At 65.9% G+C, this 15,559-nt stretch carries 17 protein-coding genes; 7 read left to right on the top strand and 10 right to left on the bottom strand.

Features of this window, described 5'->3' with window-relative positions:
• Position 1: 1 nt before the first annotated feature.
• Entirely contained in the window at positions 2-574 is a 573-nt protein-coding gene (locus tag BGK68_RS07065) for a TMEM175 family protein (RefSeq protein ID WP_075256494.1), read from the bottom strand.
• Between the two features lie 2 nt (positions 575-576).
• Complete coding sequence (locus BGK68_RS07060) at positions 577-1,263, bottom strand: YoaK family protein (protein WP_075256493.1); 687 nt, start codon at positions 1,261-1,263, stop codon at positions 577-579.
• Positions 1,264-1,562: 299 nt separating this feature from the next.
• Here BGK68_RS07060 and BGK68_RS07055 point away from each other — a divergent pair, with 299 nt between their 5' ends.
• Both BGK68_RS07055 and BGK68_RS07050 read left to right on the top strand, forming a co-directional pair.
• Entirely contained in the window at positions 1,563-2,183 is a 621-nt protein-coding gene (locus tag BGK68_RS07055) for a response regulator transcription factor (RefSeq protein WP_075256492.1), read from the top strand.
• A gap of 212 nt (positions 2,184-2,395) precedes the next feature.
• Positions 2,396-2,926, top strand: coding sequence for a hypothetical protein (locus BGK68_RS07050; RefSeq protein WP_075256491.1), 531 nt, complete (start codon positions 2,396-2,398; stop codon positions 2,924-2,926).
• 25 nt (positions 2,927-2,951) lie between these two features.
• Here BGK68_RS07050 and BGK68_RS07045 read toward each other — a convergent pair whose 3' ends face one another.
• The 8 genes from BGK68_RS07045 to BGK68_RS07010 form a co-directional block, all read right to left on the bottom strand.
• Positions 2,952-5,405: a TonB-dependent siderophore receptor gene (locus tag BGK68_RS07045; RefSeq protein ID WP_075256490.1), complete on the bottom strand. Its 2,454-nt coding sequence runs from the start codon at positions 5,403-5,405 to the stop codon at positions 2,952-2,954.
• A gap of 125 nt (positions 5,406-5,530) precedes the next feature.
• Complete coding sequence (locus BGK68_RS07040) at positions 5,531-6,559, bottom strand: FecR family protein (RefSeq protein ID WP_075256489.1); 1,029 nt, start codon at positions 6,557-6,559, stop codon at positions 5,531-5,533.
• A gap of 1 nt (position 6,560) precedes the next feature.
• Positions 6,561-7,088 (bottom strand): sigma-70 family RNA polymerase sigma factor, encoded by a 528-nt coding sequence (locus BGK68_RS07035; protein ID WP_083657921.1) that lies wholly within the window; start codon positions 7,086-7,088, stop codon positions 6,561-6,563.
• Positions 7,089-7,182: 94 nt separating this feature from the next.
• Positions 7,183-8,034 (bottom strand): AraC family transcriptional regulator, encoded by an 852-nt coding sequence (locus BGK68_RS07030; protein ID WP_075259707.1) that lies wholly within the window; start codon positions 8,032-8,034, stop codon positions 7,183-7,185.
• Positions 8,035-8,166: 132 nt separating this feature from the next.
• Positions 8,167-8,700 carry a Dps family protein gene (locus BGK68_RS07025; protein WP_075256487.1) on the bottom strand — a complete coding sequence of 178 codons (534 nt, stop codon included), beginning with the start codon at positions 8,698-8,700 and terminating at the stop codon, positions 8,167-8,169.
• A gap of 2 nt (positions 8,701-8,702) precedes the next feature.
• Complete coding sequence (locus tag BGK68_RS07020) at positions 8,703-9,530, bottom strand: alpha/beta fold hydrolase (RefSeq protein ID WP_075256486.1); 828 nt, start codon at positions 9,528-9,530, stop codon at positions 8,703-8,705.
• Between the two features lie 136 nt (positions 9,531-9,666).
• Entirely contained in the window at positions 9,667-10,089 is a 423-nt protein-coding gene (locus tag BGK68_RS07015) for a DoxX family protein (RefSeq protein WP_069375217.1), read from the bottom strand.
• A gap of 13 nt (positions 10,090-10,102) precedes the next feature.
• A complete protein-coding gene (locus BGK68_RS07010) occupies positions 10,103-11,986 on the bottom strand; it encodes an amidohydrolase (protein ID WP_075256485.1) in 1,884 nt (627 codons plus the stop codon).
• Positions 11,987-12,287: 301 nt separating this feature from the next.
• On the opposite strand from BGK68_RS07010, the gene BGK68_RS07005 reads away from it, so the two are divergent.
• The 5 genes from BGK68_RS07005 to BGK68_RS06985 all read left to right on the top strand — a co-directional run bounded on the left by BGK68_RS07005 (position 12,288) and on the right by BGK68_RS06985 (position 15,555).
• Positions 12,288-12,977, top strand: a complete 690-nt coding sequence (locus BGK68_RS07005) for a hydrolase (protein ID WP_013236439.1) — start codon at positions 12,288-12,290, stop codon at positions 12,975-12,977.
• A 102-nt stretch (positions 12,978-13,079) separates the two neighbouring features.
• Positions 13,080-13,244: a DUF1427 family protein gene (locus tag BGK68_RS07000; RefSeq protein ID WP_013236440.1), complete on the top strand. Its 165-nt coding sequence runs from the start codon at positions 13,080-13,082 to the stop codon at positions 13,242-13,244.
• 22 nt (positions 13,245-13,266) lie between these two features.
• Positions 13,267-13,509: a DUF1427 family protein gene (locus BGK68_RS06995; RefSeq protein ID WP_075256484.1), complete on the top strand. Its 243-nt coding sequence runs from the start codon at positions 13,267-13,269 to the stop codon at positions 13,507-13,509.
• Between the two features lie 39 nt (positions 13,510-13,548).
• A complete protein-coding gene (locus BGK68_RS06990) occupies positions 13,549-13,926 on the top strand; it encodes a response regulator (RefSeq protein ID WP_075256483.1) in 378 nt (125 codons plus the stop codon).
• 54 nt (positions 13,927-13,980) lie between these two features.
• Positions 13,981-15,555: a sensor histidine kinase gene (locus BGK68_RS06985; protein WP_198937170.1), complete on the top strand. Its 1,575-nt coding sequence runs from the start codon at positions 13,981-13,983 to the stop codon at positions 15,553-15,555.
• Positions 15,556-15,559 lie beyond the last annotated feature (4 nt).

The following is a 15,559-nucleotide window of genomic DNA, read 5'->3' as shown; positions in this document are numbered from 1 at the left end:
CCTAATCGCGCAACTGCTCGAAGCGGTGATCCGGCAAGAACCACAACAAGGCCAGTGCCACATAGATGAAGGTCGCGCCCAGGGGACTGGGCAGCGACAAGGGAATGGCCAGCGCATAGAGCAGGATGGAGAAGAGATTCTTGCGCCCCTGCCCGATCACCGAGGCGCGCTGCGGATGGCTGGCCTCGCTGTGACGCAAGGCCCGCTTGAGCAGCAGAAAAGACACCGAGCACATCAGCAGCACCACGCCATAGCAGGCCACCGGCAGGCTATCGCGATGATGATGGGCGACCCAGCCCGTGACCAGCGGCAGCAGCGACAGCCAGAACAGCAGATGGAGATTGATCCATAGCACCCGGCGATCCACGCCCGTAGCCGCCTGCAGCAGGTGATGATGGTTGACCCAGTAGATGCCCACATAGACGAAGCTGAGCAGATAGCTCAGCAAGGCCGGCATGAGCCGCCACAGGTCCGCCAGCGCCGCGCCCTGCGGTACCTGTATGCCCAGCACCATGATGGTGATGGCAATGGCGATGACGCCATCGCTGAAGGCTTCCAGCCGCGACTTGTTCATCATCACGGCGGCGACTGACGAAACTCCGCCACGATCAACGCAACCAGGATCAGCACCGGCGCCATCAGCCCGGCAAAGCCGATCGCATGATAGGCAAAGGCCGCCGCGATCGCCCCCACGCCGAAGGACAGCACCGGCCACACGAACTTGACGCAGCGCTCGGTGGTGCCGGCATCGGCCGCGCCGCGCAGCATGTCCACCACATCGATCACCACCTGGGTGACGTTGCCCGTCATCAGCGAAGTCGGCGCAAGATGCGCCAGCAAGAGCCGGCTGATGGCGCTATGCACGCCCATCGACGCCGTGCCCAAGAGGCCCGCGGCCATCACCCAGCCCGCCGTGGGCGATTGCACAGGCGCAGCGGCGACACCGCACACCATGAAGCCCAGCAGCAATACAAGTTGCAGCAGCAGCGACCAGCCCAGCGCCCGGCCCTGGCGGCGCTGGATGGCGGCGATGAACAGGCGCGCTGCCGCCACGCCCAGGATGAACGCGGGAAAGGCCAGGAACTTGAGCAGGATGGACATCTGCGAACTGTCGGCCAGCGCTGCGCCGATGAGGATGAAGTTGCCCGTCACATGGGCGGTGAACAGGCCGAACAAGGCGATGAAGCCCAGCGTATCGACATAGGCGGCAAGGAAGGCCAGTGCGGACGACTGGAGGCGGTTGCGTTGGGCGGCAGCATTCATGGAGGGCTCGCTTAAGGGGAGGCCGCCACCATAGCACCGCAACGAGGGGCCGCCCATTATCCCTGTGGATAAGACAAGTTGCGACGGGATTGTCAGGGAGGCAAGATCAGGGCGGCGAAGACCGGCCAGGGCAGAGCCTGGCGCATTTTCTACAAAAAACAGCACATTCGTACAATCCAAAGCCGGGCTGAATGCAGATCATAGGCTGCATTGCAAAGCACGGCACCGGGCGTCTCGCCGCCCTCCCAGGTACGCCATGCCTTGCGCAGATTTCGCAACAGCGCATGACGGACATTCCCATGGACAGAACAGTATTTGTCGTCGACGACGACAACATGGTCAGGACCGCCTTGCTGCGCCTGCTGGCGTCAGCCGGCTACGCGGCCCACGGCTTTGCCTCAGCCGATGAATTCCTGCAGGCCCGCCTGCCAGCCGTGCCCTGCTGCCTGTTGCTGGACATGAAGATGCCCGGCTCCGACGGCTTCGAGGTGGTGCGCCGGCTGGAGCGCCGGGGGGACGCCATTCCGGTGATCTTCATTTCCGGTTACGGAACCATCCCCGCCACGGTGCAGGCGATGAAGGCCGGGGCGCATGAATTCCTGACCAAGCCGATCCAGGACGAGCGCCTGCTGGGCGCGGTCGAGGAAGCGCTGCAGATCGCCGAGCGGCAATTGCAGAGCCGCACCGAGCACGCGGCCAGCACCTCGCGGCTGGAGACGCTGACCCCGCGCGAACGCGAAGTGCTGGAGCTGGCCATCGGCGGCCTGCTCAACAAGCAGATCGCCACCGAACTGGGCATCAGCGAAATCACCGTGAAGGTCCACAAGCGGCGCGTGATGGACAAGATGCAGACCAAGACGCTGGCCGACCTGGTGCGGGCGGCGGAGCGGCTGCAGATCAGTTCGGCGCGGCAGCGCTAGCATACTCCGCCGGCCCGCCGGTCCTGCCCGGCAAAGATGGCCGGGCGGAGTGTCATCGCGCTTGATCGCAACTTACATTCCCATTGAACAAGAATCAAATCTGCGGATAAAATGCCATACAGCAACAGTTACGCCGCAAACCGCTGTGGAAAAGATAAGAACATCAGCAGCCACGCGGATTTGATCCTTGAACAAGAGAATGCAAGCTCCCGATGAAGTCACTGACCTCCCTGAAGACCGCCGCACTGATCCTGGCCGCCACCACCACCCTGCTGCTGGGCGGTTGCGCCAGCTACGACTACACCGACGCCCCACCCACATTGGGCGTGCTCTACTCCAAATACCTGGTCATCGGTTATCCCGGCGACATCCAGCCTATCAATGAGGTCGGGGTGGTCACGACCGATGGCCTGATCCAGATCCACTCGGTCGATGGCAAATCGGTCAACACCTTGCGCCGCATGAAGGAGAGCGGTTTCTATTCGGGCGGCCGCTATCAGCTGCACCTGCTGCCGGGCACGCATACGCTGGGCATGGGCTTCCACGATGACCGTGGCGGCCCGAGCAAGTCCTGGTCCACTTCGGACATCACCAAGGTCATCGAGATCAAGGCCGGCTCGGTGGTGCATCTGTCGAAATGGGAGTCGGGCTATCGCTGGGGCGCCAATATCAACGATGGCGCAGCGGCGCTGCCGACCATCACCGCAGACTTCGAGAGCCTGCGCACGCGCACGCCGGACTGAGGCGTGGCGGCTCTCGAAGCCGACTTCACCAGCGATAGCTGGCCGTAGCGAGGACGCTGCGCTGGTCGCCGGAGTAGCACATCGACGCGGTCGTATCGCAGTTGGTCAGGTAGCGCTTGTCGGTCAGGTTGCGCAGGTTCAGCGCCAGGCTCCAGCGGGCAAAGTCATAGCCCAGCAAGCCGTCCAGCAAGGTATAGCCGGGCACCTTGACCGGTGTGCCGCCGCCATTGCCGCTGGTGGCGCTAACATAGCGTGCGCCCAGCCCCAGCCGCACGCCATTGCCCAGGCGATGATCCCCCCACACCGAGAACTGATGTAGCGGAACAGCCGCGGCCTGCTTGCCGATCTCGGCTGGACGGCTGCTGGCGGTGACCACGGCGCGCGGCGTGTAGCTATAGGCGGCGGTCAGGCGCAGCGCCGCCATGGGCTGGGTCACCGCTTCCAGTTCCAGACCGCGCACGGCGATCTCGCCCTTCTGGGTCGGCATGAAATTGGCGTCGTAGCTGATGTAGTTCTGGCGCTTCAGGTCGAACAGCGCGGCGCTGTACAGATCATTGGTGCCGGGCGGCTGGTAGCGCAGGCCGACTTCGGTCTGCTTGCCCGTCTCGGGGCCGAAGGACTGGTTGGTCAGTGGATTGACCGTGGCCGTGGGATTGAAGGATTCGGTATAGCTCAGGTAGGGCGCCAGGCCGTTGGCAGCGTGGTAGAGCACGGCTGCGCGCCGGGTGAACTTGCGATCGGTGCTGCTGGTGCGGCTGCCGTCGAGGCGGTTGTCCACGGTACTGCTGGCGCTGTCATGGCGGCCGCCTAGGGTCACTTCCCAGCCATTGTTCCATTTGATCTGGTCTTGCAGGTAGATCCCGGTCTGCGTGAGCACGGCGCGGTTATCGCTATACGGTGCAGGCACCACGAAGGGTCCATTCGGATAGCTGGGTGCGGCGATGTTGAGCAGCGGCGCACTGCCGCCGCTGAAGCTGACCGCATCGAAACGGCTGCGCTGGTAATCCACCCCCGCCAGCACGGTGTGACGGACTGCACCGGTGCTGAAGTCGGCCTGCAACTGGTTGTCGATGCTGAACATGGTGGCCGATTCACGACTGCCGAAGAGATTGCGGGTGAGGTTCTGGAAGTTCACCGGGTCATTCGGATTGGCGGCATTGAGGGTGGCGAAACGCGGTGTCTGCACGGCCCGGTAATCGGTGCTCATATGCCCCACCCGCGCGCTCTGGGTGAAGGCGAAGCGCTCGTCGAAACGATGCGCCAGGCGATAGCCGAACAGTTCCTGGTCCTGGCTGAAGTGGTCGAAGTGGGGATTGCCCGTGTACAGGTCGCTGGGAATGGTGGTGCCAATGGCGGTGGGCACCAGTGAGCCTACCAGTGGCCGGGTGCGGGTATAGACGCCGCCCTGGTCGCGCAGCAACGCGGCCTGCAAGGTCAGCGAGGTCGCGGCGCTGATCTTCCAGACCAGCGAAGGGGCCAGGTAGAGGCGGTCATTCTTCATCCCGCCGGCGGGCAGTTCGGCATCGCGCACCACGCCGATGACGCGGTAGAGCAGTCTGCCATCGGCGTCGATGGCGCCGCCGATATCCGCGCCGACCTGGCGCCGCCGGTCCGATCCCAGTTGCACCTGCAATTCACGCGGGGCATCGGCGCTGGGCAACTTGCTCACCACGTTGACGACCCCGCCCGGCCCGGCCTGTCCATACAGGACCGAGGCCGGACCGCGCAGCACGGCAAGCTGCTCGATGCCGTAGTTCTCCGTGCGCCAGACCGCGAAGCTGTTGGCATTGCGCAGCGGCAAGCCATCCAGGTAGAAGCCAGGGCTGTAGGCATCGAAGCCGCGCAGGTTGATCCAGTCATAACGGGAATCCGAACCATAGGGAGAGATGTTCACGCCCGGGGTATAGCCCAGCGCATCGCGGGCGGTGGTCGCGCCTATCGCCGCGATGCGCTCGGCGGTGACCACCGAGATCGACTGCGGCACTTCGACCAGGGGCGTGGCAGTCTTGGTGGTGCTGGCGCTGTCGCGTGCAGTCCAGCGCTGTTCGCCAGGATCGGCGCTGGCGCTGATCTGGATGGCCGGCAGGCTGCCCGATGCCGCAGGGGCGGCGGCAGCGGGCGGCGCCCCCGCCTCGCTGGCCGGCACCAGCACATAGCCCGAGGCGGTCTTGCCGATGCGATAGCCGCTGCCGGCCAGCAGCGCGTCGAAGCCGGCTTCCACACTATAGTTGCCCGCCAGGCCCGGCGAGTACTGCCCCTGCAGCTTGCCCGACTGCAAGGCCAGCGGCACATCGGCGGCCTGGGCAAAGCGGGCCAGCACTTGCTCCAGCGGTCCGGGCGGGATATCGAAACGCTGCTGCACAGCTTGCGCATGCAGCGCAGCCGTGACCATGAGGGCCGGGGCCAGCGGCCACCATCGTGGCGACAATGCGCGCGGGCGCGATAGCGGGGACATGCGGGTACGCCTGAACAAGCTCATGCTGGTCTTCCTCCGTTCCTGGATGATCGATGGCACAGGGCCAGCGGCGGCCCTGTTGGATGGACTTCACAGGACATGACGCGCCAGAACGGCAAACCCGCAAGGCAATGAAAAAAACCACCGGCTCAGGAAGCGGGCGCGAGATCGATATAGGTCAGATAGGGGGTGAACTGCCGCACCCGCAGGCCGGGTACGCCATCGACCAGCAATTGCAAGGCGCGCTGGGTATCGTCCAGGGGCAACACCACGGTCATGTGCAGGCCCGCCAGTTGCGCCTGGTCGTAGAGGATGCGGCCAGGCCGATGACGATTGAGTTCGTCCAGCACCTCGGTGAGCGGACGGGCGTTGCTGACCAGCTGATGCCGCCGCCAGGCGCGCTCCAGCGCCGCCGCATCGATGCGTTCCAGCGGCCCGGCGGTCCCGCCATGCAATCGCACGCGCTGCCCTGCCTCCAGCACCAGCGGGGCCTGCGTGGTATCGGTGCCGGGCTGGATGGACACCTTCGACTCCAGCATGCTCACCAGCGTACCGGCCTGGTCACGCCGCACCAGGAAGCGCGTGCCCAGCGCCCGGATGCTGCCGTCGGCGGTCTGGATGACGAAGGGCCGCACCGGGTCGCGCGCCACCTCCACCAGCAGTTCGCCCTGCACCAGCTCGACGGTACGGCGCTGCGCATCGAAGTGGAAATTGGCGGCGCTGCTGCCAGAGAGCAGCAGGCGCGAGCCGTCGGCGAGGGTGCGCGCATCCCAGTGGCCGGTGGCCGTACGCATGTCGGCCAGCAGATAGCGGGCCGGATAGGCCTGCCAACCCAGCCACAGCGGCAGGCCGATGCAGCAGGCCAGCGCCAGCGCAGCCACGGCGCGGCGGCCACGTCCGGGCCGCGGCGGCGGCGCCATGGCCGCTTCCAGGCCGGCCAGCAGCGGCGAGGGATCGCCCTGGGCGCTGTGCAAGAGCCCCTCGCAATGCGCCAGCACGCCCTGCAGTTCGCGCGCGGCCTGGGCATGCTGGCGGCTCTGGCCTTGCCAGCGGGCGAAGGCGGCGGCGGTTTGCTGTTGCTGGGCCGCGTCGCCGGCGGACAGGCGCACGATCCAATCGGCCGCCACGGCGGTGAGGTCCTCGCTGCTGGCGGCAGGCGGCACGGTCTGGTCCATCATGCTATGCGCCCGGCGCTGCCAGGTGGCGGTGGCACTGGACCAGCGCCTGCGCCAGCCAGCCCTGCACGGTGCGCAGCGAGACGCTGAAATGGCGGGCCAGCTCCTCCTGCCTGCGCCCCTGTACGTAATGCAGGATGAAGGCCTCGGCGGCCTCGGCGCGCACCGCCTGCAGGGCCCGGCCCAGCGCCTCGATGGCCTGCACGGCTTGCAGGATGGTCTCGGCCGAGGGGGCATGCATGAGTTCGGGGCAGGCTCCGAACTGCCGTTCCAGCTGGTCCAGGTAGGCCTGGCGGATCTGTTGCCGGCGGCTGCGATCGATCAGCAGGTGGCGGGCGGCGGTGACCAGGTAGGCGCGCGGTTCCTTGAGCGCGGAGAGCACGTCGCGGGTGGAAAGCAGGCGCAGGAAGGTGTCATGCGCCAGATCGGCGGCCTGCTCGGTACAGCCCAGCTTGCGGCGCAACCATGCGCGCAGCCATCCGTGATGGTCGCGATAGAGCGTTTCAAGCGGATCCACATGCAGCTCTTCCATGGCCGGCATCGAGAAGGAGAAAGAAGGGGCGTATCGCCATTGATGAGAATGCTTATCATTATAAACAATAACATCACGGCGGCGCTCGGCAATTTCACCCTCGCCGGCGCAGCCACGCCGCCGGCCCCATCCCCTGCACCTGCTTGAAGACCCGGCTGAAGTGGCTCTGGTCAGAGAAGCCGCATTCGAGGGCAATCGTGCTCATGCTCTTGCCGCCCTCGTGCAGCAGGCGGCACGCCAGGGCGATACGCTGCTGTTGCAGCCAGGCATGCGGCGACAGGCCGAAGCTCTGCTTGAAGGCGCGGCTGAAATGGGCGCGCGAGAGGCCGCTCTGGGCGGCGATCTCGGCCAGGCTCAGGCGCTGCGCCAGGTGCGAGAGCATGAAGTCGCGCACCCGCGCTTCCTGCCAGCCGGCCAGGCGACCCGCAGCGCTGGCCGGGCGCGCGCTCTGCTGGCCATAGCGCTGCCAGAGATGGGTGGTCAGGGCCAGCATCATGGAATCCAGAAACAGCGTCTCGCTGGCAACACCGGCAGCACCAGCCGTGCGGGCCGCCGGCAGCATGGCCTGGGCCAGATGGAACAGCACCGGGTCGGACTCGCCCTGTACCGCACGCAACTCACCCACCGGGCGGGCAATCTCCTCGCCCAGCTCTTCCATGGCGGTGCGCGGCACCAGCAGGCGGACGTTTTCGTAGCCTGACAGATGCTGGCAGCGCCATTGCTCGCGCAGGTCGGTCACGGCGACCTCGCCGCGCCGGTGCGCACCGGCATGCACCAGGCGCTGGCCGCGCCAGAGCTTGTGCTCGCGGAAATCCTGCAACTGGACGATGACCGACCAGGCATCGGCCCCGGGGATCTCGATCACCGGCGCCGGTACGCGCGCCTGCGGCTGCGGCTGGGCGGCATGCACCAGGGCCATGCCATGCTGCAGGGGGATGAGCTTCATGAAGCGGGAGGGAGAATCCTGCATCGGGGGTTGTTAGTTTTTCTCTAACGAAAAGTAAGTGTGGAGTATGCGCAGAATAACAAAATGGGCAGGACCTTGCGGGCCTGCCCATCTCGTTAGTCCGGCCTGCGTTCAGAACGAAGAGCGGCCCGACTCGAACAGGAACCAGGCGCGCTGCTCGGCCTCGTCGATCCAGTTTTCCAGCAGGCTGGCGGTGGCCACGTCGCCGTGCTGGTCGCACAGCTCATGCGTGGCCATCATGAAACCGACCAGACGCAGATTGTCTTCGCGCAGCTCGGCCAGCATGTCGGAAGGGGTGACGAAGTCGGCGTCGTTATCGGCCAGCCGTTGCAGCTTGCCGATATGACCGGTGGAGCGCAAGGTGGTGCCGCCGATCTTGCGCACCCGTTCGGCCACCGCATCGGTGATGGCGATGATCTGCTGGGACTGGTCGTCCAGCAGCAGATGGTAGTCGCGGAAATGCGGACCGGACATGTGCCAGTGGAAATTCTTCGTCTTCAGGTAGAGGGCGAAGATGTCGGCCAGCAGCAAGGTCAATGCCCCGCCGACTTCCAGGCGGGCCTGTTCGGACAGCACGCCGGGCGTGGCCAGCGGCGCCATGCGGCGCTTTTCCAGTTGCTGGCGTTGGGTAGCATCCAGGCTCATGATCACCCCTTCAGGAAGGCCAGCAGGTCGGCACTGACCTGGTCCTTGTGGGTGGCGCACAGGGCGTGCGGCGCGCCGCTGTAGATCTTCAGTTGCGCACCCGGCACCATCTCGGCCACCAGCTTGCCAGTGGTCTGGAAGGGGACCACCTGGTCGTCGTCGCCATGGATCACCAGGGTCGGGAAGTTGAACTTCTTGATGTCTTCACGGAAGTCGGTTCCGGAGAAGGCGGTCACGCAATCCAGCGTGCCCTTGAGCGACGCCAGCATAGCGATGTTGAAGGTCTGCGCCAAGACGCCAGGGCTGACGGCGTCGGCCTTGCCGGGACGGTTGGTGCCGAAGAAGACGGCGGCGAAGTCGCTGATGAATTGTGCGCGATCCTTGAGCAGGCCTTCCTTGATGCCGGCAAAGACCTCGGCCGGCACGCCCTGCGGGAAGTCCGGAGCCTGGCCGAAGATGGGCGTGACCGCGCCCAGCAGCGCGGCCTTGGCCACGCGCTTGCTGCCGTGGCGGCCGATGTAGCGGGCCACGTCGCCGCCGCCCATGGAGAAGCCCACCAGGGTCGCACCCTGCAGGTCCAGATGCTCCATCAGCTCGGCCAGGTCATCGGCGAAGGTGTCGTAGTCGTAACCGCTCCAAGGCTGGGTGGAACGACCGAAGCCACGGCGGTCATAGGCGATCACGCGGTAGCCGCGCTCGGCCAGGAAGTTCATCTGGTATTCCCACATGTCGCCGTCCAGCGGCCAGCCATGGCCAAAGACGACCGGTTGGCCGCTGCCCCAGTCCTTGTAGTAGATCTCGGTGCCGTCGCGGGTGGTGATGGTGCTCATGGATGTGCTCCTTGGGTGAGGGATGAGGGATGCCGTGCGGGCCGCACCGCCTTGCGCAGCGTCAGGCAAGGCGGTGACGAAAAACTAAGTTTTCGTCCCGGCAAAACTTAGGGACTGCGTGGAGAGAACTTAGTGCCTACGGCTGAGCCACGCCGCGCCCCAGCCGCCACTGGCCGGGACCGCACAGGGCGATGGCGGTGAAGATCACCAGCAGCAGCCAGCCGAATTGGCCTTCGGCAATGCTCCAGTCGGGATGCACGGCCAGCATGGCCACCAGCAGCACGCCGATGATGGGCAGGCAGGCCAGGCGGGTGAAGAGGCCGGCGGCGATCAAGAGCGGGCACAGCGCTTCGGCGAAGATGGCGGCCCAGAGTGATACGGTCGGACCGAGGCCGAAGGGATCTTCGATCACCGTCAGTTCGTGTGCGTAGTGCAGCAGCTTGGGCAGGCCATGCACGTAGAACAGCATGAAGCTGCCCGCCAGGCGCAGGAACAAGAGCCCCAGGTCCAGCGGCGGGACCGGCAGCGCCTGGCGTTGGGTGGGATGACGCGTCTGCATGATCAGCCCCTTGTCAGAACGCAAAGCAGCTGCACCCCAACGCGCCCCAGAAGCCGGCGAAGTGGGAGACCGGGACGCTGGACTTGCGCGCCACATCATGCGCGTGACCATGCACGCCGCAGGAACCCGCGCAGGCATGCGGCAGCGTGGCCTTCTTCTGGCGCGCGGCATCGGTCTTGGCGACGGTGCGGTAATGACCCGGCACCTTGGCCACCGGCGACCATTCGGGCAGCACCGGGATCTCACCGGGGCCGTGCGACGAGAACGGGCCGGCCCCATAGACCACCTTGCCATCGACCACGGTCATGAGCGATTCGATGCCCTTGATCTCGTCTTCATGCACGCTGAAGAAGTCCGCCGACAGCACCGCCAGGTCGGCCAGCTGGCCGACCTGGATGCGACCCTTCTTGGCCTGTTCGCTGGAGAACCAGGCGCTGCCTGCGGTCCACAGTTCCAGCGCAGTCTCGCGCGGCAGGCGGCCCGCTGCGCCATACAGCTTGGCGCCGCCCACGGTGCGGCCCGAGACCAGCCAGTACAGCGCGGTCCAGGGGTTGTAGCTGGCCACGCGGGTGGCGTCGGTGCCAGCGCCTACCGGCACGCCCATCTCCAGCATCTTGGCGATGGGCGGCGTGTGTTCGGCCGCCTCGCTGCCGTAGCGGTCGATGAAGTATTCGCCCTGGAAGGCCATGCGATGCTGGATGGCGATGCCGCCGCCCAGCGCCTTGACGCGCTCGATGTTGCGCTCGGTGATGGTCTCGGCGTGGTCGAACATCCAGTGCAGGCCGTCGAAGGGGATGTCGCGGTTGACCTTCTCGAACACGTCCAGCATGCGCGCGATCGATTCGTCATAGGTGGCGTGCAGGCGGAACGGCCAGCGGTTCGAGACCAGGTGGCGCACCACGCGCTCCAGTTCTTCTTCCATGCCCTCGGCCAGGTCCGGGCGCGGCTCCAGGAAGTCTTCGAAGTCGGCGGCCGAGAACACCAGCATCTCGCCGGCGCCGTTGTGGCGCAGGAAATCGTCGCCGTCACCGGGCTTGACCATGCCGGTCCACTTCTGGAAGTCGGCCAGCTCGCCGCCCTTGTTCTGGGTGAACAGGTTGTAGGCGATGCGGATGGTCAGCTGGCCATCGGCGGCCAGCTTGTTGATGATCTGGTAGTCGTCCGGATAATTCTGGAAACCGCCGCCGGCGTCGATGGCGCTGGTCACGCCCAGGCGGTTCAGCTCGCGCATGAACTGGCGGGTGGAATTGACCTGATACTCCTGCGGCAGGGTCGGTCCCTTGGCCAGGGTGGCGTACAGGATCATCGCGTTGGGACGGGCGATGAGCATGCCGGTCGGGTTGCCCGAGGCGTCGCGCACGATCTCGCCGCCCGGCGGGTTGGGCGTGTCCTTGGTATAGCCCACTGCCTGCAGCGCGGCGCGGTTGAGCAATGCGCGGTCATACAGGTGCAGCACGAAGACCGGGGTATCGGGCGCGGCGGCGTTCAATTCTTCCAGGGTGGGCATGCGCTTTTCGGCGAACTGGAACTCGGTCCAGCCGCCCACCACGCGCACCCATTGCGGATGCGGAGTGCGGGCGGCCTGGTCCTTCAACATGCGCAGCGCATCGGCCAGCGAGGGCACGCCTTCCCAGCGCAGCTCCAGGTTGTAGTTCAGGCCGCCACGGATCAAGTGCAGGTGGGAGTCGTTCAGGCCGGGGATGACGGTGCGGCCGCCCAGGTCGATGACCTTGGTGGTGACTTGCTGCAGACGCATCACCTCGGCGGCGCTGCCGACTTCGAGGAATTTGCCGCCGCCGATGGCGACAGCCTCGGCGATGGGGTTTTGCTTGTCGACGGTGTGGATCTTGCCGTTCAACAGGATCAGGTCAGGGGTCACACTGGCTGCGGTCGTCATGGAGGCTCCGGGCATGGAATAGGGCGAATAGGGCCATTACGGCGATGAAGAGGGCGTATTGCGTACATGGTGCGCGCCGCTGCACGGGCAGCGACGATCATCCCATACGCTTTTATTGGTGATGGCAGTGTGCAAAAACGCCGTGCCAGCGTCTAGCTATACGAACAGATAATGGCAGCGCCCTGCCCGCTTGCCTATGATCGCCTCCGGCAGCCTGACTCCCGCTGCCAAGCCGGTAGGCGCCCCCTCCCCGAACGCCGCGCCGGCGCCTGTCTCCCCACATCCCACCTACGGAACCATCATGACCACCAATACCAAGCTCGACGTGCTGACCCCGACCAATTGCCAGCTCATCATCATCGATCATCAGCCGCAGATGGCCTTCGGCGTGCAGTCGATGGACCGCCAAGCCCTGAAGAACAACGTCGTGGCCCTGGCCAAGTCGGCCAAGGTCTTCAACATCCCCACCGTCATCACCACCGTGGAAACCCAGGGCTTCTCCGGCTACACCTATCCGGAACTGCTGTCGGTCTTCCCCGAGCACGACATCCTGGAACGCACCTCGATGAACTCCTGGGATGACCAGAAGGTGCGCGACGCGCTCAAGGCCAATGGCAAGAAGAAGATCGTCGTGGCGGGCCTGTGGACCGAAGTCTGCAACAACAGCTTCGCCCTGTGCGCCATGGCTGAAGGCGACTACGAGATCTACATGGTGGCCGACGCCTCCGGCGGTACCTCCAAGGAAGCCCACGACTACGCCATGCAGCGCATGATCCAGGCCGGCGTAATCCCCGTGACCTGGCAGCAAGTGATGCTGGAATGGCAACGCGACTGGGCCCGCAAGGAGACCTACAGCGCCGTCATGGACATCGTGCGCGAACATTCGGGCGCCTACGGCATGGGCGTGGACTACGCCTACACCATGGTGCACAAGGCTGACCAGCGTCCGCACGGCAACCAGAAGACCCTGGCGCCGGTGCCGGCCAAGTAATCCATCGGCCTGCCAAGCTGCCAGCGTGCCGGTTCCGTACGGGGTCGGCGCGCTGGCTTCACAAGTTACGCGTTACGAGTCACGAGTCACGAGGAAACGGCCATGTCCGCCTACCTGATTTCATTGTGCGCCGGCATCCTGATCGGCGTGGTCTATGCCTTGTTCCGGGTGCGCTCGCCGGCCCCGCCGGGCATCGCCCTGGTGGGCCTGCTGGGCATGGTGCTGGGCGAACGCCTGGCTGCCAGCCTGCACCTGCTGGGCAGTTGAGTTGAGCTAAGAGGAAGCCTGCATGAAACCCTATCTGATCTCCCTGTTGATGGGCATCCTGGCCGGCCTGATCTACGCCGCCCTGCATGTGCAATCGCCGGCGCCGCCCATCATCGCGCTGCTGGGCTTGCTGGGCATGCTCATCGGCGAGCAGGTGGTGCCCATCGTCAGGCGCAAGCTGGCCGGAGAGCCGCTGACCGCCTCGTGGTTCCATCGCGAATGCATGCCGAAGATCACCGGGACGCCGCCGCCAGAGGAGCCTTGAGGGGCGCTGATCAACCATCATGACGAGCGGGGGGAGAACATGCCGTCATCCCATGGCGCCATCGCGGTGATCGATGACGACCACGGCGTGCGCGCCGCCTTGTGCAATCTGCTGGATTCGGCCGGGTATCGCAGTTGCCGGTTTTCTTCCGGGGAAGAGTTCCTGGCCAGCGACTGCCTGCCGGTGGCGGTGTGCGCCATCATCGATCTGCAGCTGGCCTGCATGAGCGGCTTCGAACTGGCCGAGCGCCTGGCGCTGGCGCGGCCGGACCTGCCCTTGCTGTTCATCTCGGCCCAGGTCACGCCGCGCCAGCAACAGCGTGCCAGCGCACTGGGCGGCGCGTTGCTGGCCAAGCCGGTCGACGCCGATACCCTGCTGGCGCTGCTGACGGCCTGCCTGCTGTATGGCCGCCCATGAGCGGCGGCAATGCGGCACAATGCTGGCCTGATCCATCCGCTCCCGGAGCCCCGATTGTCCGCCCCTGCGCACCTGCCCGCCGGCCCTGCCGACCCCGATGACAGCACGCGCCTGTTGCAGGCGCTGCGCGAACTGTCGGCGCTGCTCGACCCACTGCGGCTCAAGCCCGCCATCGCCCGCGCCGCCTGCGCAGTGACCGGCGCGCGCCATTGCCTGCTGGTGCGCACTACCCCGGAAGGCCTGCTGATCGAGGCCGAAGCGCTGCGCCAGGACCAGAGCATCCTCGACGCCAGGCGCAACCGGGCAGTCACTGAAGACGAACTGCAGGGACTGCTGGCGCTGCCGCTGATGCAAGGCCAGCAGGCGCTGGGGACGCTCTATCTGCAATGGCAAACGGCCCTGCCGGACGCCGCGCGCGACTTTGCTGCGCAGTTCGCGCACTACGCCGCCGTCGCCCTCGCCAACGCCCTGGCGCATGCCCACCTGCTGCAGGAAAACGAACAACTGACCTGCGCCGAAAAGGAATTGCGCACCAGCCAGGAATTGCTGAAGCAGGGCGAGCGCTTCAACCATACCGGCAGCATGCGCTACCTGGTGCGCGAAGACCTGATGTACTGCTCCGACGAGCTGTGCCGCATCTACGGACTGGCGCCGGGCCGCAACTGCATCACCTACGAGGAATTCGCGGCCATCATGCATCCTGATGACCGCCAGGAAGTGGTCGAGACCGTCAATGCCGCCGTGGCCATGGGCGGCACCATCCGCGTGGAGCACCGCATCTGCCGCCAGGACACCGGCGAGGTGCGCTACCTGTCGGGCATCGGCAAACCGATCTGGCGCGACGGCACCTTTACCGAATACGTCGGGACGGCCACCGACATCACCGTGCGGCGTCAGAACGAATACGCCATCCGCGCCGCCCAGATCGACATGGAGCGGGTCTCGCGGGCCAATACCGTGGGCCAGCTGACGGCCTCCATCGCCCACGAGATCAACCAGCCGCTCATGTCCATCGTGGCCAATGCCGGCGCCAGCCTGCGCTGGCTGGACCGGGCCGTGCCCGACCTGGAACATGCGCGCACGGGCCTGCGCGACATCATCGCCGAAGGCCAGCGCGCCGGCGGCATCATCAGCGGCCTGCGCGACCTCACGCGCAACGCCGCGCCGGTGTGCGAGCGGGTCAACCTGCATGCGGTGATCCGCCACATCCTCACGCTCTCGCGCAGCGAACTGGAACGCCGTGAAGTGTCGCTGCTGCTCTCGCTCACACCCGCCGACGCCTTCGTCCTGGGTGACCAGGTGCAGCTGCAGCAGGTGATGCTGAACCTGGTGGTCAACGCCATCGAAGCCATGAGCAGCATGCCCGAGCATGCCCGGGTACTGAGCATCACGGCCAGCAGCTGCGACGAGCAGCGCATCGAGGTCAAGGTGCAGGACAGTGGTGAGGGCATTGCGCCGGAGGCGATGCGGCGCGTCTTTGACGCCTTCTACACCACCAAGGACAGCGGCATGGGCATGGGACTGGCGATCTGCCGCTCCATCATCGAAAACCATCGCGGCCGCCTGCGCGTGGCCGCCGCCCAACCACACGGGGCGCTCTTCAGTTTCGACCTGCCGCGCGTACCGTGATGTC

The sequence above is a fragment of the Herbaspirillum camelliae genome, from assembly GCF_001929405.1.
GTDB classification, from domain to species: Bacteria; Pseudomonadota; Gammaproteobacteria; order Burkholderiales; family Burkholderiaceae_D; genus Herbaspirillum; species Herbaspirillum seropedicae.
The sequence above is the reverse complement of the archived record's forward strand: the minus strand, read 5'-3'. Positions and strand labels throughout refer to the sequence as shown.

Bases quoted from the DNA above. Each gene is read 5' to 3' on its own strand.
- BGK68_RS07065 (WP_075256494.1), bottom strand. From the start codon at position 574: ATGAACAAGTCGCGGCTGGAAGCCTTCAGCGATGGCGTCATCGCCATT.
- BGK68_RS07060 (WP_075256493.1), bottom strand. From the start codon at position 1,263: ATGAATGCTGCCGCCCAACGCAACCGCCTCCAGTCGTCCGCACTGGCC.
- BGK68_RS07055 (WP_075256492.1), top strand. From the start codon at position 1,563: ATGGACAGAACAGTATTTGTCGTCGACGACGACAACATGGTCAGGACC.
- BGK68_RS07050 (WP_075256491.1), top strand. From the start codon at position 2,396: ATGAAGTCACTGACCTCCCTGAAGACCGCCGCACTGATCCTGGCCGCC.
- BGK68_RS07045 (WP_075256490.1), bottom strand. From the start codon at position 5,405: ATGAGCTTGTTCAGGCGTACCCGCATGTCCCCGCTATCGCGCCCGCGC.
- BGK68_RS07040 (WP_075256489.1), bottom strand. From the start codon at position 6,559: ATGATGGACCAGACCGTGCCGCCTGCCGCCAGCAGCGAGGACCTCACC.
- BGK68_RS07035 (WP_083657921.1), bottom strand. From the start codon at position 7,088: ATGGAAGAGCTGCATGTGGATCCGCTTGAAACGCTCTATCGCGACCAT.
- BGK68_RS07030 (WP_075259707.1), bottom strand. From the start codon at position 8,034: ATGAAGCTCATCCCCCTGCAGCATGGCATGGCCCTGGTGCATGCCGCC.
- BGK68_RS07025 (WP_075256487.1), bottom strand. From the start codon at position 8,700: ATGAGCCTGGATGCTACCCAACGCCAGCAACTGGAAAAGCGCCGCATG.
- BGK68_RS07020 (WP_075256486.1), bottom strand. From the start codon at position 9,530: ATGAGCACCATCACCACCCGCGACGGCACCGAGATCTACTACAAGGAC.
- BGK68_RS07015 (WP_069375217.1), bottom strand. From the start codon at position 10,089: ATGCAGACGCGTCATCCCACCCAACGCCAGGCGCTGCCGGTCCCGCCG.
- BGK68_RS07010 (WP_075256485.1), bottom strand. From the start codon at position 11,986: ATGACGACCGCAGCCAGTGTGACCCCTGACCTGATCCTGTTGAACGGC.
- BGK68_RS07005 (WP_013236439.1), top strand. From the start codon at position 12,288: ATGACCACCAATACCAAGCTCGACGTGCTGACCCCGACCAATTGCCAG.
- BGK68_RS07000 (WP_013236440.1), top strand. From the start codon at position 13,080: ATGTCCGCCTACCTGATTTCATTGTGCGCCGGCATCCTGATCGGCGTG.
- BGK68_RS06995 (WP_075256484.1), top strand. From the start codon at position 13,267: ATGAAACCCTATCTGATCTCCCTGTTGATGGGCATCCTGGCCGGCCTG.
- BGK68_RS06990 (WP_075256483.1), top strand. From the start codon at position 13,549: ATGCCGTCATCCCATGGCGCCATCGCGGTGATCGATGACGACCACGGC.